Origin of the sequence: Allomuricauda sp. M10 (assembly GCF_020782875.1) — a bacterium.
Taxonomy (GTDB): Bacteria; Bacteroidota; Bacteroidia; order Flavobacteriales; family Flavobacteriaceae; genus Flagellimonas.
Map to the genome: position 1 here is coordinate 1 of NZ_JAJGBN010000007.1, position 25,488 is coordinate 25,488.

Here is a 25,488-nt window from a genome sequence, read left to right on the forward strand (position 1 = left end):
ACATTTGAAAGGTATACTATGTGATTTAAAAGTTTACGTATTAAAATCTGAGAGTCAGTTTAGGTTAGTTTAGTTAATTATGGAGACGCGGTCCTTAGGGGCCGTGTTTCTTTTATAAATAGTCATTACACAAAGGTGTGCAATGCTGTTTTTGAAAATCGTTGGGATGTTATAATGGATAAAGAAATGAGTTGGGCTGCAGCTTCGACTTTATTTTTTGTACATCATTTTCAAATTAAAGACGGCTATCCTGACTTCACTACAACTACGCTCCTAAAAGGGATGGGATTCTGAGGAAATTCTTGAAATGATTTGAAGTGGTCTTTAACAGATTAGTAGATATATAAACATGTGGTGAACAACCCGAGCGGGTAAAAACTCCTCAGCATCAATCAACCTGGTTTAAAATAGTAGGTCTTCAATCTTTTTGGTTGAACTTCCCAGCCTTAAAATAAAACTTGATCGAGTTGTTTTTTCTTTGTATGTTCAAGATGTGCTCGAAAACATTTTTTAGTGTGTTCGAGCACATTTTTTGTTGATTTTGTTTTTTTCTTGGATAAAAAATACGTAAGTTCGATTGAAATTGAATTTGATGTTTCAATAAATGGATTTGTAAAAATCAGAATATCAATAGTATAGAAATCAAATGCAGAAAAAAGTGAAACCTACATTGGTGGTCTTGGCCGCAGGCATGGGAAGTCGTTATGGAGGTCTTAAACAAATAGATTCATTTACCCCCCAAGGAGACACCATAATCGACTTTTCAATCTATGATGCACTGCAGGCCGGATTTGGAAAATTCGTTTTCATTATTCGAAAGAGTTTTGAGCGCGAGTTCAAGGAAATCTTTAACCCAAAATTACAGGGGAAGGCCGAAGTGGTTTATGTATATCAAGAACTTGAAAATGTTCCAAAGAAATATTTGAACCCGGAGAGGGTCAAGCCTTGGGGCACAGGTCACGCCCTTCTCATGGTGAAGGATGTGGTGAACGAAAATTTTGCCATCATCAATGCGGATGATTTTTACGGAAGAGAGGCCTTCATGGTCATGGCCGAAGCTTTGGGCACAACGGACAAGGAATCGTACAACTTTTTTACCATGTCCTACCTGTTGAAAAATACCATATCAGATCATGGCTTCGTCTCAAGGGGAGAATGCCAAGTGGACGAAGAGGGGTACCTGACCGATATAAAGGAAAGGACCCATATTGAAAAAATTGATGGGCGATTAATGCGAAAGGACGAAAATGAAAACTTTGTTCCCATTGACGAGAATACTGTGGTATCAATGAATTTTTTTGGGTTTACCCCTAAATGTTTTGCGTTCGCAGAAGACCTATTCTTAAAATTCTTGGAAGAAAACCAGGAAAGTTTGAAGGCTGAATTTTACATTCCATCCATTGTAAATGAAATGTTGCAATTGGACTCGGTGACCGTAAAGGTTTTAAAATCGGATGCCAAGTGGTTCGGTGTAACGTACAAAGAAGACAAGGAAATTGTTCAAAGATCGATCGATAAATTGAAAAGCGAACACATTTACCCAACGGAACTTTGGAAAATGTCCAAAACAAGATAGACAAGGTATGAAATTGATTCTAAGAGCTTTTGCGATACTGGCCCTGATCACATTCAACTCGTACTCCCAAAAAGGGGACACACTTGATTTGGATATTGTGGAAGGTGAGTATTGGTGGGGTGGGCTAAGCACCGAGGGGCACAATACGCCATATGATGCCAATTCTGAGGTAAGTCATGACCAATGGGCCAATGATAAAGGCAATCAGGCTCAACCCATCCTACTTTCCAATAAGGGTAGGTATGTTTGGTCCGATTTTCCAATTAAATATACCTTCGATAAAGGCCACATTCAGATAACGACCAAGGTTGGGGAGATTCAGTCTGGCAGTGCAGGCAAGAATTTACGCGATGCATACCAATATGTAGCGAAAAACTTCTTTGCTCCAAATGGTAAGGTTCCAGAAGAAAAGTTGTTTACACATCCCCAATACAATACATGGATAGAGCTGATCTACAATCAAAATGAAGAGGATATCCTGAAATATGCCCAAGGCATTTTGGATCATGGGTACCCCCCTGGAGTATTGATGATCGATGATAACTGGCAGGAGAACTATGGGACTTGGCAATTTTCACCTAGACGATTCAAGGATCCCAAGGAAATGATAAAGAAACTCCATGACATGGGGTTTCAGGTAATGCTATGGGTGTGTCCCTTTGTTAGTCCCGATTCGGAGATTTTCCGTTATCTGGCAAAAGAGGGCATGCTTTTGCAGGCTCCGCAGAAAAATCAAGAAGTACAATGGAAAAACACCCAGGATACGGCAGCCATAATACGTTGGTGGAACGGCGCCAGTGCTTGTTTGGACTTGACCAATCCCAAAACCAATACATGGTTCAAGGAGCAGTTGGACCATTTGGTGGACGAATACGGGGTGGATGGATTTAAATTTGATGCGGGTGATGCCCAGTTTTATGAAAATGGCATCGTTTCTTTTGAAAACGTTTTGCCTAACGACCATACGGCCCTGTATGCCAAATTTGGATTGGACTATCCCCTGAATGAATATCGGGCGTCATGGAAAATGGCAGGTTTGCCTTTGGCACAACGATTAAGGGACAAAGGACATAATTGGGAAGATCTGCAAAAATTGATTCCAGACCAGATGTCCCAAAGTTTGATGGGGTATGCATACACCTGCCCGGATATGATAGGGGGAGGGGAGTATGGTTCGTTCATAGATCTTGCCTCTATGGATGAGGAATTGGTCGTACGATCTGCCCAGGTCCACGCCTTGATGCCCATGATGCAATTTTCGGTGGCACCATGGCGTGTGTTGTCCAAAGAAAATGCAGAGTATTGTTTGGAAGCCGCAAAACTCCATGAAAAGATGGGTCCCTATATTCTTCAACTGGCAGATCGGGCCTCAAAAACTGGGGAGCCAATTGTAAAACCCATGGCTTTGGCCTTTCCTAACGATGGTTATGAAACCATTAAGGATCAATTCGTATTGGGAGATAACATAATCGTAGCTCCGGTGGTGACAAAAGGTGCATTAAGCCGGAAAGTGATTCTTCCTAAAGGAAAATGGAAAGACGATAGGGGTAAAATTTATAAAGGGAACAAGACCATAGAAATTGAGGTGCCACTGAGTAGACTCCCTTTTTTTACCAAGGTTGGCACATGAAATTAGGATTGATACAGAATATCGAAGCAAAATATTGATAAGGTTTAAATAAAACCACAGTGTTGAATTTATAGGTAGTCCTATGGTCCAATACTTGTTATTCTGTTACCGTTTTAGAGAATTTAGGAACAGAAACCTTGAAAGTACAGATTGTTTGAGTTGTTAGTTAGTTTTTAGCAAGGGCTATTGGGGTGATATTATTGCATCGCAGTAGCCCTTTACCAAAGTTTAGGCGAAATTGCTCCTACCTGAATGACAATCCCTTAAATATTAAAAAGACCTTTTAAAATCTATAGTTTGTCCCTTCAATAATCGGTCACAGGAAATCACCAAATCTTCATTCCCATCATAATTGATAGTGAATTCCTTTTCTTCATTGGGCAGCACAGTCTTAAGGGAAGCGGTGGATTTATTGCCGTTAATGGAAAGATAGGCATCGTAATAAATGGGGGCTGTTCCAACATTTCGTACGGTTAGCAAAGATTTTTTGTCGGATTTTACAAATTTGGTGACTTCAAACTTATAACCGGTGTGGATACTGGCCTCTTTTATCCTATCCAAGGATTGATATTTGTATTGGTCATTTCCGATCATGTAGGTGGTGTGGAATCGTTTTATGAACGATTCATAGGACTCTCCATATGGACCATTGGGTGATAGGACATTTTGCTGATCATAATCCGTATAATAGTTGAATTCACCCCCAACCGGATTGTTGACATAGCGGGTTTCCAGTTCCAGAAATTTAAAACGCTGTTCGTTGACAGTTGCATGCTCCTCGGACATGAAGGAATCATCGAACAAGCCAAATGATAAATTCAATAACGAAGGATTATCACGAAATGGAGCAACATTGCCGTCTTCAACATCAATGGAAATAGACCAATGAAGGTCTGTGAACGTAGTGTTCATTCTATTCAAAAATAGGATTTGGTACTCTTTTGAAGGGAACGTCTTTCCCAAGGCAAATGGACCATCATAAATATGGTATTCTCCCCACAACCCAAAACCTACCTGCAAGAAGGCCAATCGGTTATCATGATCATATCGTTTGGCAAATTTTTCATAGAATTCCAAGGTAAAGTCCTGTAATTCTTGATGTGACCAATCCGGAAACCATGTTTCCCTGCCTTCACTGATCCCTTGTGTTTCATGATAATCCGGTAAATCTTTAATGTATTTCGGCACTGATGTTTTTTGTCCCACATAGGTATATCTGAAACGAAGGATGGCTTGATGGTTCCGTGAGGCGATATCGTTCAATTTATCTTCAACAACCGTCCAGTCATAGACTCCTTTTTCGGAAACCACATCTTCAAAAAGCATATAGGAATATTCTAGGGTGTGCGCTCCGGAGTTGGCATTCGGATTTCCATCCCACACCACGATTCCGGTCATAGGTTGTACTTTGGTAAAACTGCTCACACCGCCACCATTTAATACCTGCTCCTGACCTTCCGGGTTTTCATCGGAATTGCTATTGTTTCCACCGCCACAAGCAATGAGAAAACAGTTTAAACCAAGAAAGAACAAAAGATTTTTCATAGGATCGAAGCTTCTTTTAGCCAATGATTAAATTCTGATAAATAGTTTCTTTTTATACATCCAATAGCAAATGAACCATAGGAAGAAGAGCACTACAATACTCAATAGTATCTGAGCGCTCAGTGCTCCCGTCCATCCGAACAGGGCGTTTGAAAATGGTAAGAATATTTTTCTGATCAGTTCGGCCCCACCAACATGTGCGAACAAATAGATGAATAATGGGTTCATCCCAACAACGGCAAAGAACAGCACTCCCTTCTGATATTTTTTGACATCTATCACCCAATAGCATAATGCAAGGGCCAATAGTGACCACCCGCCACCTACAAGAACAAATGTACTCGTGGAAATACGTTTTATGATGGGAGTTACATAACTGAAGCCATATCCTATGATCAAGGCCGTGACACCCCCAATAACCAAAAGCTGGATTTTTTCCTTGGTTGTCTTCTTACTGATCAACAGTTGGCCTGCCAACACGCCCCAAATGGTATGTGCGGCGGTGGGAATGGCATTGAACATGGCCCAATGGCCACTGTCCTCTTCACCGGAGATCAAAATATTGAACCATGCGCCAAAATTTTCTCCTGGCACAAAGGCATTGTTAAAACCTTCAACGGAGAAAAATCTATAAATGGCCTCGCTCATTAAAATAAGGATGATGGAAAACCCGATTTGGACGATAGGTTTTTTACGGATGACCAAAAAGGCAAGGAGATAGGTGACCGAGAGTTGTGCCAACACATTCTGGAACCTGAAAACAATTTTTCCGGGGTCAATGCAGTACAACGCCCATCCTAAAACCAGCATTAAAAAAGCTCTTTTAAAAGCATGTTTCTGCAGTTCTTTGTATGTATCTCCCTTTGCCATTCTTTTTGAAAAGGAGAGAGGCATGGAAACACCCACAATGAACATGAAAAAAGGTTGGATCAGATCCCAAAAATGCAGCCCTTCCCACTCCACATGATGAAATTGTTCTCCAATAGTATGTATAAGGGTACCGTGAAGTTCTGGAGCAACCAGGTATTCAAACAGACTTGAAAATTCTGCAATAAGCAAAAACATGGTCAGACCTCTATAAAAATCCAAGGATAGTAATCGATTATTGTTGGGTTCCATATCTATTTTTTAAGTAAAAACCCTAATAAATGTTCAAGCGATCTATTAGGGTTTTATTGTTAAGTATGTGTTTAATAAAATTTATGCACTAGGACCAATACCATTCAATAAGACTCCTATTGAGCAAGAAATGCAACAGCTCAACTTATTTCTGAATTTCTATATTGATGGCCGGACCAGCGGTATCTGCAGGATAGTACTCAACACCCCAATTCAACCACATTCCAAAATCAATGCTGTCCCCTACAGTTCCGAAAAAGCTTTTTGGGAATCTCATTTCTATCGCATTGGTGCTGCCGTCAACGGCAATTACCCCAGAGGATTCAAAACCGTGCCCATCCAATCCTATCCAGTCCCATGCCCAGCCTCCGCTGCCACCAGGATAACTGTAAAAGCTTCCCCATGAACCTAAAACCGGTGGTCCTTCAAATAGGTATTCCGCACCAATATTCCATGTTTCATTATATCCTGTTCCGTTGTCTTCATCCACATTGAAAAGCATGTCCGTAATCTCCAAAGTCATATCCGATCCACCTTCAAAGTAGATGTCTATGTTGGGTCCTTTGGTGTAATACTTCATTTTTTTGACGGTACCTGCAAATTCATAGGAAACAGGCACTTCTTCCCAGTCCTCAAAATCGCCATCAATATCGATGTTGGCATTGATGATCACCGGAGCGCTGATCATTTTTGATACATGGGCCTCCTCACCGGATTCATTCATTGCGGTTAACGTGACGGTTAGCTCACCACCAACAATGGAATAGGTGTAGGTAGGATTTTCTTCGTAGGAATAAAAATAAAGGTCACCAAAATCCCATCGGTACGTGGTTGCCCCCTGGGATAGGTTGGTAAAGGTAAAAGTGCTTCCATCGCTTGTAAATGAGAAGTCGGCCACAATGCTGCTTTCTGAACTTGTGGAATCGTCCGAGTCACAACCTGCAAGCAGTGAAACGACCAAAAGACAATATAAAAGCTTGAATTTTTTCATGACTTATGTGTTTAGGATTATGGTTTTTAGTTGATTATTAGTGTGTGTAATAATTCGTTCATGCCGGTACTGGCCTCCCAAGTGCCTGAATTTGCCAATTGAATGGAATATTCGGGTCTATCTTTCAAGGATGGGGAAGCGTCTTCGATTTTTAAATACAAGGTATAGCTCCCCGCTGGTATACCGGATAGGTTCACGGTTTCTGTTAAATCGTATTCCGCACCAGGCACTACCTTTCTGACATCAAAGTCCAACGATTTGCTATGGATGGTCCCATCATCAGTGGATTTCAATATCAAAGAGGCATTCTTTTTATTGTAAACGGGGGCAAAACCCACATTGTCCATGACTAGGTCCAGGTTAAAATTGCCATTGGCTTTCACCTCCTTCTTTAGACTGGCGGTCTTGAGTAAAAGCCGATACCCCAACTCTCTTTGAAAATCCTCAAAGCAATCATTGTTTCTCCATTCCTGCAGTACGGGACCATAATAATCAAGGTTCAAATAGGTCCATTTCAACAATGCCATTTCCGTATCGGCTGTAGTGCAACTGGCAGTCGGTACCCCAGATGGGGGACAGGTTTCTCCACCAGTGGGAACAAAAAGGGCCTCTTTGCTTATGTAGTCTTTTTCTATGGTGATGTTCTGATAGGTCCCATAATCATCAGGACTTGCCAAAAAACAATCGTTGTGGAACCCCACGCGGGCAATATCGCTGTCACCATACCCCACAGTTGCATTCATAGCGGTGGAATAATTAAAGATCTCCTGTTTGTACAATGGGGTCCTGACCTGTACCTTGATTTCTTTTGGCAATACTTCCAATAGTTTGTTGAGTATGGCTGTCTTATTTTCAAGCGTGGTCAAATTGTTGGTCGTGTAGTACCATTCTCCCCATGATCCTATAAAACCTGCCTGAACAAAAGCAATTACATCATAATTGTCGGTCAAAATGGGTTTCAACTGGTCCAAATGCGAAATGACCCTGGACAACGGTGCATCGGTTTCATTTTGGTCGCTATTGTAGGCAAATCGCAGGATACATTTAATACCGGCGGTTCTCATTCGTTCAAAATCGGTGGTTATTAGATCCAACTCGGCTTGACTGAGGTCAGCATCCTTAAATGCGTCCAAATAATATATCCGATTGATGATGGTCACCTTTTCGTTTTTCAAACTGTTGAGCATTGCCACACTGATTGGCATTCCTTCGGATTCGACTGCCCAATGGTGCATAAATCCCCTTTCCGGATTTGATATGACATCAAATGAAGCCACATAGGATATATTGCTTATACTGTTGTCCACGGGTTCTGGATCCGGGTCAACGGGAACTTCACCGTTGCTTTCACCGCCACAACCAATTGTGCACAAAACCAGCAGATAAATCAATTTATATTTCATAGTGTATACTTGGTTAATAGTGGATTAATATGTGTCTTTGATCCAATCATAAGGTTTTCTTTTGATCCAGTTGCCCCTGGTGAAATCAGGAAAGTCCTGAGGTTCCCCATTATTTTCAATAGAAACCTCGGACAGTGGTGTAATTGCACTCCAAGCCGCTGCATCATAAGCATCCATTGGTGGTGCCACTCCCAATTTGGCAGATTCCACAAAAGCATTGATCACAAAGAAATCCATACCACCGTGCCCGGCACCAGTGGCAAGTTCCCCGTATTTTTTCCATAGGGGGTGGTCATATTTCTCTAGCCATTTATCGGCACTGTCCCATTGATGGGCCTCCGTTACCCCGGCTATGTGGATCCTGTTCCCATCAACTTCCCAGAGACCATTTGCCCCCTGTACCCTGAAACCTAGGGAATATGGTCTTGGCAAATTGGTGTCGTGGGTAACGATGATGGTTTCCCCGTTTGCCGTTTCTATTGTGGATGTCACAATATCTCCCAACTTGAATTTTACACTTGCATTGGGATGGTTTTCTCCTCCGTTCTTGACAATATAATTGTGCAGACCTACACTTTTTGTGGCATGGGACGTTAAGGATAAAAACCGATTTCCCCTGTTGATATCGCACATAGCGGCAATAGGACCCACACCATGTGTAGGGTATAGATCGGCATTTCGGGTTACGGAATGCTGTGTTCTCCAATTTGCCTCTGAAATTGCCTTTTCACCAAATTCCACACCACCGCCATAGGGCTGTTTTCCATTATTGAACTTGACCTCGCGTAGATCATGTTGGTACCCACATCTGAAATGGATCAATTCCCCAAACACGTTCTGTCTCACCATGTTCAATACGGCGAGGATGTCCCTTCGGTAGTTTACATTTTCCAAGATCATTAATTGGGCTCCGGTTTCTTCGTGCGTATTCACGAGATCCCAGCATTCTTCAAGGGTATTGGCGGCAGATACTTCCAAACCTGTGTATTTTCCTGCCCTCATTGCATCTTTGGCCATACGGGTATGCCATAACCAAGGGGTGGCAATTATTACGGCCTCTATGTTGTCCAAGGCTAGAAGATTTTTGTAGTCATGTTCATCCTTTCCGAAAACCAAAGGTTTTCGACCACCCTTTTCCGTTACTTTTTCAACTGCAAGTTTTGTTCTGCTCGGATCTATATCGCAAACGGCAACTATGTTCACATCATCCCTTAACAAAAGGTTTTCCAGGTGATTTGTTCCCCTTAGGCCCACACCGATCATGCCAATATTAAGTTTGGCCATGTTCGGGGATGCCCCAAAAACAAAACTTGGAACTACCGATACTCCTGCTCCCAATACTGCGGTTTTTTTTATAAAATCTCTTCTAGAATCCATGTACTATAGTTGCTTTGTATTTATTGTCAATTATGGTTTTATGCCTGAACCAAATTATATTAGTTGTAACCAGGGTTTTGCAAGAAAGCTCCCTTGCCCTCACTAATTCTTTGGAGTGAAAAGGGGTATAGCTCTTTGTATGGGGCCGCTTGACTTGCCGCGCCGTTCAGCTCTATGGAATGTTCCACAAACTTTCCATGCCTGATGAGGTCTGATCTATATTGCCCATTCTCACACCAGTATTCATGGGATCTTTCCACAAGGATCATTTCATTGAATGCATCTATAGTGGCAAAATCCGCTAATAGTATGGGATTTAGGCCCGCACGTTCCCTAATCACATTTACAAGGTCTATGGCCTCCTGATTGGGTGCATTATTCTTGTTGGCAATGGCTTCAGCCTTGGACAGGATCACGTCTGCATATCGGTATAAAATGATGTCCACTGTGGTTAGGGCAGTGTTCCTGTCTGCATCTTCCGATATTTTTAAGGGTAGGGGACCCATTTGCATCACATTTCCTGGATTATTTCTGTTGTAGGTAACCCCATCGGTCCCGGTATATTCTGCTATCAAATTGGTTTTTCTAACATCATTTGACTCAAAGGAATCATAGAACATCCAAGAACTTTGTATGGTGGCCCATCCACCTCTAACTGGATAATTGGAAGGCAATACCATCATTTGCCACTGATTTTCACTGGTACCCGCATAATCCGCTGGTACAGCGAACATCACTTCTTTATTATCGGCCTGTGATTCCGTGCTGAACATATCCACATAATCGTCGGTCAACTCATAATAGTTCATGGCTATAATGGCATTGGCCTGCGCTTCTACATCCGCCCATCTTTTTTCATGTAGGTACAACCTGATCAAAAGCATTCTCGCAAAGCCTTGACTGAATCTTCCGTAAGCTGCTTCAGAGGGAGAAGGGAGGTCTACGGCTGCTTCCAAGAGGTCTTTTTCGATAAAACTTACCATTTCATCATGGCTTAACCTTGCCAAAGGTGTTTCGATCAACGGGTTTTGCAAAACATCCAATGGTGCTACCACAATGGGACCATACATATCAAAAAGTTCATAGCTCAAAAAGGCCCTTGCGCATTTGAGTTCGGCAATCCCTCTTTTTTTGATGTTTTCATTGACGGTGGAATTTTCCAATCGATCGATACTCAAGGTGTTGGAACTGATCCTGTTGTAGAAATCGTCATAAAATCTGGTAACACCTTCACTAGTAGGAATATAGCTGCTTAATGTTGCCAATTGCTGTACCCCAAAGTTACCCTGAAGGATTTCCGTGGTAGCATCATTGACGAACATGATCCCGCGTTCCGATGTGGTGTGTATTCCATTCCACCAAGAGCCTCTTAATGGATAATAGGCCGCTACAACAAGAGCTTCTACATCTGCTTCGGAAGCCGGAAAAATAGCTGGGTTGATCTCATCATAGTTTATGGATTCCAGTTCTGGGTCACACCCAAACATTGTGCTTATCAGTAACCCTAGCAGTATTAGTTTTACATTTTTCATAATCATTATTTTTTAAAATTTTAAATCTATCCCAAGTGTGTAGGTCTTGACGTTAGGATACGCGGCCACCAAGTTTGTAGGATCTTGATCGGTACCTTGTAATCTAGGGTCATATCCGTTGGTTTCAGGATCCACTCCTTTGAACGGGGTGATCACGAACAAGTTTTGGGCATCAAATCTGATGGCCGCACTGCGCAAAAGTTTCCCGGTCAATTTGGAAGGTAAAGTATAGGATAGGGATAGGTTTTGTAATCTGATGAACCATGCATCTTGCAAGAAGAAGTCTCCTGCACTATATGGAGTATAGCCATAATGTGAAGCAGGTCTTGTGTTTGTTGGATTATCAGGTGTCCATCTATCATAAATGTTTCGAAGGGCATTACGTCCATTTTGCCATACCCCATCTGCTGAAACCCCCAAGGCAAGATCGGTGGCATCAACGATCTCTCTTCCGAACATACCGTTGAAATGGAAGTTCAGTTGAAAGTTTTTATACTGGAAACTATTGCTGAAACCAGCTATGAAATCTGGGTCGGTAGACCCCATTAAGACAATGTCCGCCTCGTCAATGATACCATCTGGCTCCCCTGTTGCAACAAACCTTCCGTTCTCGTCAACTATAGGATTTCCTTCATTGTCCCTAGAAAAGCCATTGATGTCCTTGATCTTTATTTGTCCAGGGAAAAGATCGGGTTGGGCTGGGACCGTTTCACCGATCTGCATCACACCATCGGAAATATAGGAATAACGTGCACGGATCGGATCATCCTCTTTTTGGTAGATGCTAGGCTTCCAATCTGGAGCTCTTTCCTTCCATCTATCCTTAAATTTGGAAAAAACCAGGGTACTGTTCCATTTGAAATCCTTGGAGTCAATATTTACTGTATTCAATGTCAATTCCAGACCCCTGCTTTGAGTGGAACCTACGTTTGCCCATACCTGATTGATCTCATTATAGGAATTGATGGGTTTTATTTGTAACAGATCCGAAATTTCTTTGTTGTAAACTTCAAAGGATCCGGACAGCCTTCCTTTGAAAACTTCAAAGTCCAGACCTAGGTTGATTTCCTTTGTGGTCTCCCATTTCAAATCTGGATTTTCCAACCTTGATGGGAATACCCCAATTAATATGGACTCATCGGGATTTAGATACGCAGGCTGTGCATAATAGGCGGCGAAGGCATTGGAACCAATATCGGCATTCCCCGTTTCCCCGTAACCCACTCTCAATTTCAACTGGGATATCTGGTCATTAAGGCCGTCCATAAAAGGCTCTCCTGCAATATCCCAGCCTAAGGCAATGGAAGGGAATACCGCAAACCTATTGTTTCTGGAAAACACACTGGAACCATCCCTTCTGACGGTTGAAGACAAGATATACCTGTCCTTAAAGGTATAGTTGAGTCTCCCAAAATAGGATACCAGGTTATTCTCATACTTGGCCGAGGCCAATACCTTGGTACCTGCACCAGCATTGATATTGTTCCAAAGAAAGGCATCGGTTATAAAATCACTGTTTCCTGAAGAGGCACTCTCTGATCTGTATTTTTGTCTGGAATAACCTACCAAGAAATTAAAATTGTGGTCATCGTTGATGGTCTTGGAATAGTTCAAGGTAAAGTCAAAAAGGGCGTCGTTCTTTTTCTCGTTGGCTATGGTGGCCCTACCATTTTCCAATGCACCATACAATGTTGTCCTGGGCAAGTAGGTATTTCTACTGGTATAACCTTGGTCTATACCCGCCTGGAACCTTGCCACCAAACCCTCTATCGGTTTAATTTCCATGAAAAAGTTAGTAAGGGTCCTGTCTATTACACCCTTATCAGTGATGGTAAGCAGTGAGTATGGATTTGGTTCCTGTGAATTATCAGGATTTATAGGATAATTTCCGTTTTCATCGATAGCCTGTATATGGGGTCCATATTGCAATGCCGACCTTAAAAGCCCTGAATTCTCGTAGCGATCTCCTCCTAACTGGCTATTATCGTTATTGATCCTACTCATGGTAAGGTTCATCCCAACAGAAAGGAAATCATATAGTTTTTGATCCAGGTTGAACCTTAGGGATGCTCGCTCAAAAGCGGAGTTCTTCAATACCCCTTTCTGGTCAAATAAGTTACCCGATAAGAAATATCTGGTGGTTTCGGTACCTCCCCTTAAGGAAAGATTGTGTTGTTGTGTACTACCGTCCCTGGTTACCAAGCCCAACCAATTGGTACTTTGTCCGGCGTTGTTTATTTGATCGTCCGAATAGAATCTTGTGAATGCCACACCATTAACTGGATTGGCTATGGCCTCTTCCAAGGTTCTGCTGCTGGTATTGCCACTACTGTAAGGTTCAACCCTGTTTTGGAAAAGCCAGTTTTCATAAGCAGCGTCATTTCGTAGTTTCATCCATTCCTGTAGGCTCAACACATCAAAATTGTCGTTATAGGCCTGTAACGAAAGAGAGGAGGAGTAACTTACCTCCACTTTTCCTGAAACCCCTTTTTTGGTAGTGATCAAAATAACCCCGTTTGCAGCCCTAGCCCCATAAATTGAAGTGGCACTGGCATCTTTTAGAACGGAGATGGCTTCAATGTCATTGGGGTTGAAAGAGTTCAAGATACTTTGCGTTCCTCCGCTGTACCTATTACCGGTACCTGGTTGTTGGAAATCGGTAATTGGAAACCCATCAACAACTATAAGCGGTTGGTTGCTGGCATTGATGGATCCCGCACCCCTGATTTGAAAATTCAGCCCACCTCCGGGTTGTGCACTGTTCTGGGTAATTTGCAAGCCCGAAACCTTACCTCTTAGTACATCGCCAATAGAAGGCGATGAAGACAGTACCAGTTCTTTCGTTTCCACTGTTGAAATGGCCCCTGCTATATCCTTTCTTCTTTGTGTACCATATCCTACCACGACAACTTCATCCAACAAAGTATTGTCTGGGACCATAGAGGCATTAATGACCGAGTCATTGCCTATCAATTTCTCTTGAGGTATATAACCAATATAAGAAAACACAATAGTGGTGGCACCGCCCTTGATGGTCAAGCTGTAATTTCCATCAAAATCCGTTGAGGTACCTGTGGTGGTTCCTTTTACAAAAACAGTGGCCCCAGGAAGCGGAACCCCCATTTCATCTGTAACTGTACCCGTAATCACTCTGTCTTGAGGCTGAGTAGTCTCAATTACGGAGTTCTCATTTGGTGAATAGGTTTCTGCTTTTACATTGAAAAAGAAGACCAACATCGCTAAAACGGTCAGCTTTATTTTCAAATCAAAATAGAACCCAACACCCTTTCCTCTGAGTAGTTTCATATTTTTTTTCATATTTTACGTTGGTGATTTAATTAGTTATTTGGAGATTTTTAAGTCACGTTTTACAGCCGGAAAATGCCACAATATTTTCCGGCTTCTAAAATCGGTTCAGAGTCGTTGGTTTTTTTCATGTTTCATTTGAGTTTGTTATTTGATTGTTTCTGGTTTTAAGTGCATCTCCTTTTTGGAATTATCTATTTTCCAATAGGTAGTGGATCAAATCATATTAATTAATCGGTTTCTACGGATTCAAGTATTCTTGCCCCGGAGTCCACGCTGACTTCATACGCCGCTATTCCTCCTGCGTTTAGAATACCTTCGATTACCTGGTCTTTCTTTTCCTCTGGAGCCAATACCACAATACTGCCCCCTCCGCCAGAGCCAACGATCTTGGCCCCATAGGCACCCGCATTCAATGCCCCTTCTATCATTTTGTCAATTCTGGGCACGGTGATTTTCAGAATGTTTTTGAGGATATTATGGTGTTCGTTCATCAACGCGCCAATCCTTTGAAAATCTGGTTGGGGTTTTCTGAATTCAGTTAAAGCCTTTAGGGTTATATCGTGATTGGTAATGGCTGCGTACAAATAGTTTTTCAGGTCATCGGGAACATGGACCAAATATTTTTCCAGGTCCTCCTTTTTAGCGGTTTTGATGTCAAAATCCTTGATTTTACTTTCTACGGCCTCAATGGACAACTTCGCCTTGGTCCTTAATTCGCCCAAGAGTCCCAGTGTTTTTTTGGGAATCCCTGATTCCCCAATGATAATGCCCTGTAAGGGTTGATTGATCACTTCAAACGAAAAATCATCTCCCGTCTCAATGAATACGATATTGCCCAGTCCAATACTATATTGGTCCATTTTCCCTCCAGGAGCCTTTTGCTCCAATACTTCCGACTCATAGGCCAACTGGGAGATCAATTCCGGTGTTACCTCGGTATCGATCCCAAAGGCTTCGATCAAAAAGTTGACCCAGGACACAACAACGGCAGAAGAGCTTGAAGTACCTGCGTTGATCGGTAAATTTCCCTTTATCTCTATATCATAGCCCTTATCGGGAACACAATTGTAACGCCTAAGGACTTTTAGGGCATGCAATAGGTGATCTCCCTTTTCTATACTCTCAAGGTTCCCATTTATGGGGATGATCCTCCTTTGGTTGATATCCGGTTTGTTGATGTTAAAGACCTGTAGTCCGTTCTCAACTGCCGTTAATTTTATTCTCCTGCTAATGGCACATGCAATAACGGGTAGTCCCAGGTAATCCTGATGGTCTCCGAACAGACATGTTCTTCCAGGGGCAAGTGATATTATTTTTTTCATTTAAATATTTGAAAATGTGCTGGTTAAGAGTCTTTCTGCTATTAAATTTTTGTTAAAAAATCATCAAATTAAGACTCGCGTTGCTAACGAATGTATCTGTTTTTTTTTAATAAAAAAAGAAATTGGACAAAAAATGTGTTCGAACACACAAAAAAATGTTTTCGAGCACACCAAAATTGTGTTTTCGAACACATTATTTTTTGTCAACGAACATTGTTATATATTTGCCTAAATATGAAGAAATACACGATCAAGGATATTGCTGAACAGGCAGGAGTATCAAAAGGCACAGTGGATAGGGTGATCCACAAGAGGGGCAAGGTTTCCCAAAAAGCCTTGGAAAAGGTCACCAGAATACTTGATGAAATAGACTACAAGCCCAATCCAATTGCACAGAGCTTAAAAAACAATAAGGTTTACCAAATTTGTGTTGTTTTGCCGGATCCCAAAGAAGACAACTTCTGGATTCCCTGTGTTGATGGTGTAAATCAGGCCATAGAAGAATTTAGATCCTTTTTGGTGGACATCAAATTGTTTTTTTATGGTCCCAGTAGTACCAAATCCTTCAAGGAAGTCAATGAACAGATATTGAAACTGGCACCCGATGCCGTGCTGCTTTCGCCACTATTCCAGAAAGAGAGTATCAATGCCGTAAAAAATTACAGATCGGCAGGTATTGTGGTAAGTACGTTCAATAGCCAAATAGATCTGGAGCACTCTGTCAGTTTTGTGGGACAGGATTTGTATCAAAGTGGGAGGGTGGCCGCTAAGCTAATGCATACGATTGTTCCGGACGACCATGATATTGTAATCTGCCATTTCAGTGAATCCCTGAGCAATGCCATACACATGCAGCAAAAGGAAAAGGGTTTTAGGGACTATTTCAATGGATTGAAAGGAGCCGACCATAAGATATTGACCTTAAGTGTAGATCAAACAAACCCTGACCGATCCTTGACTAATTTTTTGAAATCGAACAATAAAGCCTTGGGCTTTTTTGTGACCACTTCCAAGTCATACAATTTGGTAGAGATGCTTCAGGGTCATGAACATAAAAACATCAAGGTCATCGGTTATGATCTTTTGGATAAGAACAACGACCTTTTGAAAAAGAACAAGATTTCATTTTTGATACATCAGAGCCCAAAAACCCAGACCTATATTGGGTTGACCTATTTGATAGAACATTTTTTGTTCAACAAGGAAATACCCAATAAAAGGTTGTTGCCCATAGGTATCGTGAATTCTGAAAATTTGATTACGTATCTGGAAAATTAGGATTTCCATCCCCGAGTATCAGTGTGCCAAATGATGAGGCAATATGAAAATTGGGGGTTTCAGTTTTGGGATCCACCCAAGAAATCCAAATGGGTTCATATGCGGAAGCGTCCACTTTTTCATATTTTGCCCTAAAGATTCCCGTTTCAATTTTATTATTCTGGATCAAGTTCAGTTTTTCCAAAGATGCCCTACTGATACTACCTTCAACAATGAATCCATTTGAATGGGAATGAGATTTTACGATCAAATTATTTTCTGGCCAATTCCAATTAAAATCGAAAACCCTGTTAGGAAGTGCCTTGAAATCCATGATTCTTGGCGTTGGGTCGATCTCCAGACAATAATAGGGGTTAAGCGAATCGTCTTGTCTAAAAAACAGCTCAACCCTGTCGGAAACATTTATGCTCTCATTTCCAATACCCTTTTTGTCTATATGGATGCTGATGTCAAAGACTTGGAACATGAAAAACAAATTTTCTTCATCCCATAAGGCCCTGAATTCTGTTGTTGTGTGATCAAACTCACGCCAAGGCGAACCGAAGTCGGTCAGGATATTGGCCATTTTCCATGACGGATCATCTGCCTTTCCGGTAATACTCAATTGATTGTTGGGGATGAATTTGACTACATATGCTTTCATTTATCCATATCAATGTTTCTTATCATGAATTTCAGAATAATTTTAAAACCATTGGGTTTGATGTATTGTTTTTATTCCATGAATGTCCCATGCTCCTTTTATTCAAAAACCGTGTCCGATGTCTCCTTGGGACCTTCAAATTTTCGAAGATAAATGAACATTGAATTTTTATACCAATTCTTCTTAAGGTCTTCCTTGGTCGTTTTCGGGTTGATTTGACTCTTATGGCATTTATGTGAAAGGTAAGCCTTGTCCAGGTCTTCATCCGAGAACGCCACTTTAGTGGTCAAATATTTTGTTTCCAATCCGTGCAGCATTCTTTCCTCTGGATTCTCTATCAAATCGGAAGGAATGCCACAAAAATAGAGCGACATAGGTTTTTCCCAGTTCTTGGATAGGTACACCTGTGTGACCGAGGCGCCAACAAGACGGTGGTCCATGTGGTTGGACCAACCATCAGGCCCCCAGGTGATCAAAACATCTGGTTTCACTTCCTCAATAATGGCATTCAGGTCCTTTATGATCCCACGTGCTTGGGGTATATGGCCATCATAACCTTCCGCGGCCCTTAACTGATCGTGGTAATCCAGATGGCGAAGTTTGGCCCCTAAAATTGCAGCGGAGCACTTTAGTTCCTCTCTCCGAATAGCGACCAATGTATCACCTTCCATATGGTTGTTAAATTCGTTGGAACCATACCTGCCGTCAGTTACCGTGACCAGATGTATTTGGGCACCTTCCCTGGAATACTTGGCAAGTATGGGGGCAACGGTTCCCTCATCATCAGGGTGGGCAAAAATAGCCATCAATACCTTGCCTTCAAGAGGTTTTTGACCGTGAAGTTCGAGCTGAACGGATAGCATTAAAACAAAGGTTACGGCTGAACTGAATAAAAAATGAGAATTTGGTTTTTTCATATGTGGAAGTGTTTCAGTTTAACAACATAGCTTTGCTTTTATACAAACAATTTGAATTGGTTAAGCTATTAAATATAGTGGTTCTGTGCCAGATATGTGTGAAACACTTATAATTACCCCCAATCAAAACAGTTTGCCACAACTCTCATGGAATTTAAGAATTTAGGGTTTATTCCATACAATTCTGGTTATATTTAAAGCATGGTTTTGAAGATGTAACACCTCACCAAAAGATTTTTTAAAAGTAAATACTGTATGAACCGAAGGGACTTTGTGAAAAAAAAGATGGTTGTATCCACAGCTTTAGGTTTGGGGGGAGCAGGAGTATTATCTGCCTCCGAATGGAGCCCTGAAAAAGAACAAAAACCATTCAAACTTAATTACGCGCCCCATTTGGGAATGTTCAAGGAATCCGCAGGTAATGATCCCATTGACCAGCTGAATTTTATGGCGGATATGGGCTTTACCGCTTTTGAGGATAATGAGATGAAGGGAAGGGACCAAAGCCTTCAGGAGAAAATGGCCAAAACCATGATGGAGAGAGGTATTTCAATGGGGGTATTTGTGGCCCATGAAATTTATTGGGACAAACCCAACCTTGCCAGTGGAGATATGTCACTACGTGAAAAGTTCCTGAAGGAGATAAAGGAGTCCATTGAGGTTGCCAAAAGGGTTAACGCCAAATGGATTACCGTGGTTCCCGGTCATGTGGACCTGAGATTGCGAAAAGGATATCAGACCGCCAATGTCATAGAATCATTGAAACAAGCTTGCTCGCTTTTGGAACCCCATGGGTTGACGATGGTTTTGGAGCCCTTGAACTTTCGCAACCATCCTGGACTATTTTTAACGGATAGCCCACAAGCCTTTGAAATATGCAAGTCCGTGGATAGTCCATCTTGCAAGATACTTTTCGATATTTATCACCAACAAATTCAAGAAGGTAACCTTATTCCAAACATAGATGCATGTTGGGACGAGATCGGTTATTTTCAGGTTGGCGATAACCCCGGAAGAAATGAACCTACCACGGGGGAAATAAACTATAAAAATGTTTTCAAGCATATCCATTCTAAGGGATTTACCGGAATTGTGGGTATGGAGCATGGTAATTCCATTGAAGGCAAGAAAGGTGAGCAGGCCGTAATAGAAGCCTATAGGATTACTGATTCATTTTGATATTTCTTGTAGTAAGTAAACCATAATTGGTCTATATCAAACACAATTCCAAGGGTTGAATTAGGGACAAAGTTTACCGTAAGCTCTTTGTAATTGATTTTGTAAACATATAAATGTTTTCGTATTCTTTCCCCTCACCATAAGCGGTGAAAAAACTAAAGAACGGTAATCACGGTTATTGTTTATTTTGATTCCGGATCTATCTTATGATGATTATAATTATCTAGTGAGGACTTGAAAGAGGACACCCAAGTTTGCCTATGACAAAACTTTCACCAAGATAAACCTAATAGTAATTTGAAGTATCTTGATCTTCAACCTTATAGGAGTTCAAACCGATGTCTCAGTATACTAATAATCATTGTATTTGGTCGCCATACAGGGTGTTGTAAATGTACTACATAAAACTGATTAGAGTCTTTTTTGCCTGTTTAAGGCTCTGTATTTGTTCAAAACTGACCATTTACATGGTACATAAACCTTAAAGTACCTGTAAAATTCCTTATTTCTTTTTGTTGAGAGAAGCTTAGTATTATCAGGAGCTATTGCTAGCTATGTACTTAATTTTCTATGGATTGTGTAAATCTATTCCGCTCGTTGTCCTGCAAGGGAAGCCATGGTTTGAATGTCATTTTTTAGATGGACCAACAGGGAACATTTAACATAAAAACACTAGAAATATTTGGTGAACAATAATTTTTTATCTAATATTGGATTATGTAATACATAATAACAAATTGAAATGAAACCAAACATCCAAACTTTAAATTGTCTATTTGCCTTGACAATTTTTTTTCTTTCTTCGGCTATTAGTGCCCAAGAAAAAATGGTCAGGGGAACTATTTCCGATCACTTGGGCCAACCACTTCCCGGAGCCAGTATATTGGTGAAGAGCACAACCAATGGGGTTCAAAGTGATTTTGATGGTAACTTTATGATCAATGCTAATCCAAAGGATATTCTGGTCATAAGCTATCTAGGGTTTGTGTCCAAGGAAATTGAGGTTGGGGACCAATCCACCATCAATGTCACATTGACCGAAGATACTTCGCAACTGGATGAGGTAGTGGTGGTAGGTTACGGAACGCAAACCAGAAACACATTGGCCACCTCTGTTTCCAAATTGGATACCAAAATTTTGGAAACCTCTACACGTTCCAATGTTGGTACGGCCTTGCAAGGTACCATAGCTGGACTTAGTGTGGTAAATACCAGTGGACAACCTGGTTCAACGCCGTCCATAGTGTTAAGAGGAGGCACCACATTTGATGGTGGAGGTTCTCCTTTAATATTGGTCGATGGAGTACCTTCCAGCTTTTATGGGCTAAATTCCGATGACATTGAATCCATAGAGGTGTTAAAAGATGCCGCTGCCACCGCTATATATGGGGCGCGTTCTGCTGACGGAGTGATTTTGGTCACAACGAAAAAAGGGAAAATAGGAAGGTCCAGTTTCAGGTACAACTATCGCTATAGTGTTAATGAAAAGCGGAAAACTGCCGATTATATTGGAGGGGCTGACTTTATAAAATATAATAGACAGGCGGTGGCTTACTACAATGAGGCATCGGGTAGAAACAATTACGATGCCACTTTTTTAAATGGCCCAACAGCATTTGGAACAGGAAACAATACAACGGATTCTCCTTTTACGGTCCAATATTTAACCGATGACAACCGCTACTTACTAAATTATGACGGGTGGGAGACCGTTACCGACCCGTTGGATCCCTCTAGGGAAATTTTGTTCCAAGAAAATCGTTTTGACGACCTTATATATCAAAACAGTTATTCCAAAGATCATTATGCATCCTTTGACGGGGGCAATGAGAAAGGTACATTTTATCTAGGACTTGGCTTTTTGGATAATGACGGAATCATCCTAAAGTCTGGTTTCAAACGATATTCCGGTAAGTTTACGGGTTCTTACAAGGTGCGCGATAATCTTGAGGTCAGTGCTACTGTCAATTACATCCACTCCAATTTGAGCAATAGCCCTCTTGGATCTACTGATTTTATTTTTAGAAGGTTTGCAGGCCAGGCCCCTACCAACAGGATCTATATCAACAATCCTGATGGATCATTGAGCAGCACCTTGAGTCCAGGAACCAATTCAGGTTTTGGTAACCCCTTGTATTATCAGGATAAGTTTATAAGAAAAAATCTGGAACAACGATTGGCGGTTTCCCTATCCTTGGATTGGGATCCCATAAAAGATCTTCGATTAACGGTAAGGGGAAGCCACTTTACGATCAACAATCACAACGAGGCCTTCAATAAGGCCTACCTCTCCGGCGGAAACCTGAATACTTCCAGAAATGCCAGTGCCAGTTTGGAAAGAACGTTAAGGAATCAGTTGACCGGTTTGGCCAATTATAAGAGAACCCTTGGGGAAAATCACAACCTTAATCTACTCTTAGGGGCCGAAATCTATAAAAACAATGAGTTTGTATTTTCTGCAGGAACAAGGAATTCGCCTACCGATCTAATAACTACATTGAATGCAGGTAGCGAAGCGAATGGTATTCCAACCTCTTCAGAGTCCGATGATGTGCTGACGTCTACCTTTGGTCAGCTGACTTATGATTACGGACAAAAATATTTGTTAGGGCTTACTTTTAGAAATGATGGATCTTCAAGGTTGGGCAACGATAAATTTGGTTTCTTCCCCGGAGCATCCTTCGGGTGGAACCTACATAATGAAGAATTTTATAAGGAAACAGGATTGGCCAAGGTGGTCAACAATTTTAAGCCAAGGATCAGTTATGGGGTAAATGGTAAAGTTTCTGCTTTGGGCCTCTATGAGGTATATGGGTCCTATGGATCGCAGGGTATATACGATGGACAAACAGGGTATGGAAATACCGGCTTGCCTACTTTGGACCTGCGATGGGAAAGGTCTACTACTTTGAATACAGGTTTGGATCTTGGTCTGTTCAACAATAGGATCTCTATAATAGGAGAGTATTTTGTTAGGGATGTAAAGGATAAAATTGCTGATCTGACGCTTCCTATCTGGACAGGGTTCAGCTCCATTACCACAAATAATGGTACGCTGAGGAACAAAGGTCTGGAACTCACCTTGAACGCACGGTTGATCAACAGTGAAAATGTACAATGGAATATCTCTGGAACCTATTCCAAGGTAAGGTCTTATGTACAGAAACTTCCGGAAAATGACAATGAATTGAACCGACAAGGTGGAACCCAGGTTTACGATCCCAAGGTGGGGGACTTGGTTTGGGTAGGAGGATTGCAAGAAGGGCAGCGAGTGGGAACCGACGTGGTTGTTGCTTATGTGCAGGACTATATCTACAGGGATCAAGCAGCAGTAGATGCACATGCCACTAGGGAAGATGTATTGCTTCCCAATCCCACCTCTAGATTCCCCGGTGATGTGGCCTGGAAGGACCTTAATAATGATAACGTTATTGATTATCAGGATCAAAAAGTATTGGGTAGGACCACCCCGGATTTCATTGGGGGCTTTTCCTCCAGTCTTACCTACAAGCGGTTTAATTTTTATGTTAAAACCGATTTTGCCGTGGGACATCTTGTTAAGAACCTAGGGAGGGAGAGAGGATTGGCACAAAACCAAGGTAACCTGAATTCATTTACGGAGTTGTTGGATTCTTGGACTCCTGAAAATAGGGATACAGATGTCCCCAGGTTTGTATTTGTGGATTACCAAAAGAATATCCTTAGAGGCAACTCACGTCTCTGGGAAAAAGGGGATTATTTGGCTTTAAGGGAAGTAACCTTGAGTTATGACCTGGATACCAATCAGTTAAAAGATAATTTTTTGAAGGGACTAAAAATTTTTGTTACCGGTTCCAATCTATATTATTTTAAAAATACCACAACCCCTACACCTGAGCTAGGAGGATTAAGAGCAGGGGATTTTCCCATGCCGGTTACCTTCACATTGGGAATTGATATAACACTGTAAAACTTACATCATGAAAAAAATACTATATTTTATAATCTGTTCATTTGTACTTTGTTCGTGTGAGAAAGAATTGGACATTACTTCCCCAAGTACCTTAACCTTTCAGGGGTTTTGGGATTCTGAAGACGGGGCTAGGGCCGCACATGCAGGTCTCTATGCCAACTTTAGGTCCAATGCCGGTAATTTTTGGATTATGGGAGAGGTTAGAAGCGATATGTTCGGTGGCAATACTTTTGAAACACCCAGCAATGTAGGCTACATTGAATCCAATATTAGTTCTTCCGTAGTTCCGTTTGACAATTGGGCGGGTTTGTATACCTACATACACCGGTTGAATGATTTCATTGCCAATGTACCCAATGTAGAATTCAATAATCCAGATGAGCAATCCCATATGATGGGACAGGCGTATGGTATGAGGGCATTTTATTATTACGCCCTTTTAAGAACATGGGGCAAAGTACCTATTTCTACCGAACCACAAGTCAACATAGACCCGGCCAACGTTAGCAAGGCAAGATCTCCCAAAAGCGAGGTAATGCAATTGATCAAAGATGATTTGGCCACTTCCCTTGATTACTTTGGATCAGACGGATCTTATTGGAACAATAAACGCATCTACTGGTCCAAAGCGGCTACTCTGGCCTTAAAAGGAGATGTATACATTTGGTCCGGAAACATATTGGGTGGTGGTAATGCCGACTTTCAGGAAGCCAAAAATGCCTTGGAACAGATTGCTGCATTGAATGTTGCCTTGGAAAGTGACTTTGCAGCTGTGTGGGACTATGCCAACCAGGAAAACAACGAATTTATTTTCAGTTTTGATTATGAGCAGGATGAGGCGTATAATTTTTATAGTGCCTTAACTGGCCGGGGTACGGAAATTCAACCCCAGTTTGACCAATATGGAAATTCCATGGGCGATTTTACCGTGAATGGAAATAACCGGTATGGCCCATCTGAAAAAATACTACTTGCCTTGGACGATCCATTGGACAGCAGAAGTACCGAGACGTTCATTAAGCTCTATAAAGACGATAACGGAGGGGCCGGTTATCCAACCTACGATAGTGATGCCTATGCCGGGGCCATGACCAAAAAGTTTATAGGTACTGTTGTTTCAGGGTCTAGGATCACTACAAATGATGTGCCTTTATATAGGTACGCTGATGTCCTTTTGTTGATTGCAGAAGCCAAAAATTTATTGGGGGAAGACCCTTCCACTGAAATTAATGCCGTTCGTGCCAGGGCGTATGGGAGTAATTATAATGTGACCATACACGGTTACACCAATGGTTCCCAGTCTGAAAATACCGATGCCATTCTTGAGGAAAGATTCAAGGAATTTGCAACAGAAGGCAAAAGATGGTGGGATTTGAGAAGGGCAGGGGATACCTATGTTTTTGACAACAACGATTATATATCCCCAAGCGAAAGCTATCTGCTACAGTTGCCAATTTCCATTGACATGATTGGTAGGAACCCATTGTTGGAACAAACGGAGGGTTATTAATAATTTTGAGTGTTAGTTTAGTTGATTAATTTTGAGTCAGTTGCAAAAAGGAAGGCAAATCGCCTTCCTTTTTTTATTACCATATTGGAAAAACTGCGCAATCCTTTAAGATACTTCTCTTTCTTCAAGCTCCATATTAGTGCAAATATGGTCTCTTTAAGCCCCATATGAAGTTAAAAGGAGCTCATTTTAAGCAACAATACAA

The 25,488-nt window shown here is 41.5% G+C and carries 16 protein-coding genes; 6 read left to right on the plus strand and 10 right to left on the minus strand.

Going from position 1 to position 25,488, the window contains the following annotated elements; all coding sequences use genetic code 11:
• The first annotated feature begins 658 nt into the window (after nt 1-658).
• Both LKX84_RS15605 and LKX84_RS15610 read left to right on the plus strand, forming a co-directional pair.
• Complete coding sequence (locus LKX84_RS15605; RefSeq protein WP_228238233.1) at nt 659-1,576, plus strand: sugar phosphate nucleotidyltransferase; 918 nt, start codon at nt 659-661, stop codon at nt 1,574-1,576.
• 7 nt (nt 1,577-1,583) lie between these two features.
• Complete coding sequence (locus LKX84_RS15610) at nt 1,584-3,206, plus strand: glycoside hydrolase family 31 protein (RefSeq protein ID WP_228238234.1); 1,623 nt, start codon at nt 1,584-1,586, stop codon at nt 3,204-3,206.
• Between the two features lie 270 nt (nt 3,207-3,476).
• Here the strand turns inward: LKX84_RS15610 and LKX84_RS15615 are convergent, their stop codons facing one another.
• The 8 genes from LKX84_RS15615 to LKX84_RS15650 all read right to left on the minus strand — a co-directional run bounded on the left by LKX84_RS15615 (nt 3,477) and on the right by LKX84_RS15650 (nt 15,804).
• A complete protein-coding gene (locus LKX84_RS15615) occupies nt 3,477-4,751 on the minus strand; it encodes a DUF4832 domain-containing protein (RefSeq protein WP_228238235.1) in 1,275 nt (424 codons plus the stop codon).
• Between the two features lie 27 nt (nt 4,752-4,778).
• Nucleotides 4,779-5,870, minus strand: a complete 1,092-nt coding sequence (locus LKX84_RS15620; RefSeq protein ID WP_228238236.1) for an acyltransferase family protein — start codon at nt 5,868-5,870, stop codon at nt 4,779-4,781.
• 145 nt (nt 5,871-6,015) lie between these two features.
• Nucleotides 6,016-6,861, minus strand: a complete 846-nt coding sequence (locus tag LKX84_RS15625; RefSeq protein WP_228238238.1) for a PKD domain-containing protein — start codon at nt 6,859-6,861, stop codon at nt 6,016-6,018.
• Between the two features lie 26 nt (nt 6,862-6,887).
• On the minus strand, nt 6,888-8,264 hold the full coding sequence (locus tag LKX84_RS15630; protein ID WP_228238240.1) for a DUF4832 domain-containing protein: 1,377 nt from the start codon (nt 8,262-8,264) through the stop codon (nt 6,888-6,890).
• Between the two features lie 24 nt (nt 8,265-8,288).
• Nucleotides 8,289-9,641, minus strand: coding sequence for a Gfo/Idh/MocA family protein (locus LKX84_RS15635; RefSeq protein ID WP_228238248.1), 1,353 nt, complete (start codon nt 9,639-9,641; stop codon nt 8,289-8,291).
• Nucleotides 9,642-9,700: 59 nt separating this feature from the next.
• Nucleotides 9,701-11,173, minus strand: a complete 1,473-nt coding sequence (locus LKX84_RS15640; protein ID WP_228238254.1) for a RagB/SusD family nutrient uptake outer membrane protein — start codon at nt 11,171-11,173, stop codon at nt 9,701-9,703.
• A gap of 12 nt (nt 11,174-11,185) precedes the next feature.
• Complete coding sequence (locus tag LKX84_RS15645; RefSeq protein WP_228238255.1) at nt 11,186-14,479, minus strand: SusC/RagA family TonB-linked outer membrane protein; 3,294 nt, start codon at nt 14,477-14,479, stop codon at nt 11,186-11,188.
• Between the two features lie 230 nt (nt 14,480-14,709).
• A complete protein-coding gene (locus LKX84_RS15650) occupies nt 14,710-15,804 on the minus strand; it encodes a mevalonate kinase (protein ID WP_228238256.1) in 1,095 nt (364 codons plus the stop codon).
• 234 nt (nt 15,805-16,038) lie between these two features.
• Between LKX84_RS15650 and LKX84_RS15655 the strand changes: the two genes are divergently transcribed.
• A complete protein-coding gene (locus LKX84_RS15655) occupies nt 16,039-17,082 on the plus strand; it encodes a LacI family DNA-binding transcriptional regulator (protein WP_228238257.1) in 1,044 nt (347 codons plus the stop codon).
• Here the strand turns inward: LKX84_RS15655 and LKX84_RS15660 are convergent.
• Nucleotides 17,063-17,725: a sugar-binding protein gene (locus tag LKX84_RS15660; RefSeq protein ID WP_228238258.1), complete on the minus strand. Its 663-nt coding sequence runs from the start codon at nt 17,723-17,725 to the stop codon at nt 17,063-17,065. The genes LKX84_RS15655 and LKX84_RS15660 overlap by 20 nt on opposite strands.
• A 98-nt stretch (nt 17,726-17,823) precedes the next feature.
• Nucleotides 17,824-18,642, minus strand: coding sequence for a PIG-L deacetylase family protein (locus LKX84_RS15665; protein ID WP_228238260.1), 819 nt, complete (start codon nt 18,640-18,642; stop codon nt 17,824-17,826).
• 255 nt (nt 18,643-18,897) lie between these two features.
• Here LKX84_RS15665 and LKX84_RS15670 point away from each other — a divergent pair, with 255 nt between their 5' ends.
• From LKX84_RS15670 to LKX84_RS15680, 3 genes are all read left to right on the plus strand, one after another.
• Nucleotides 18,898-19,821, plus strand: coding sequence for a hydroxypyruvate isomerase family protein (locus LKX84_RS15670; protein WP_228238262.1), 924 nt, complete (start codon nt 18,898-18,900; stop codon nt 19,819-19,821).
• 781 nt (nt 19,822-20,602) lie between these two features.
• Complete coding sequence (locus LKX84_RS15675) at nt 20,603-23,770, plus strand: TonB-dependent receptor (RefSeq protein WP_317206481.1); 3,168 nt, start codon at nt 20,603-20,605, stop codon at nt 23,768-23,770.
• Nucleotides 23,771-23,780: 10 nt separating this feature from the next.
• The gene (locus LKX84_RS15680; protein ID WP_228238266.1) at nt 23,781-25,283 is read left to right on the plus strand and encodes a RagB/SusD family nutrient uptake outer membrane protein; all 1,503 of its coding nucleotides are present in this window, start codon (nt 23,781-23,783) and stop codon (nt 25,281-25,283) included.
• Nucleotides 25,284-25,488 lie beyond the last annotated feature (205 nt).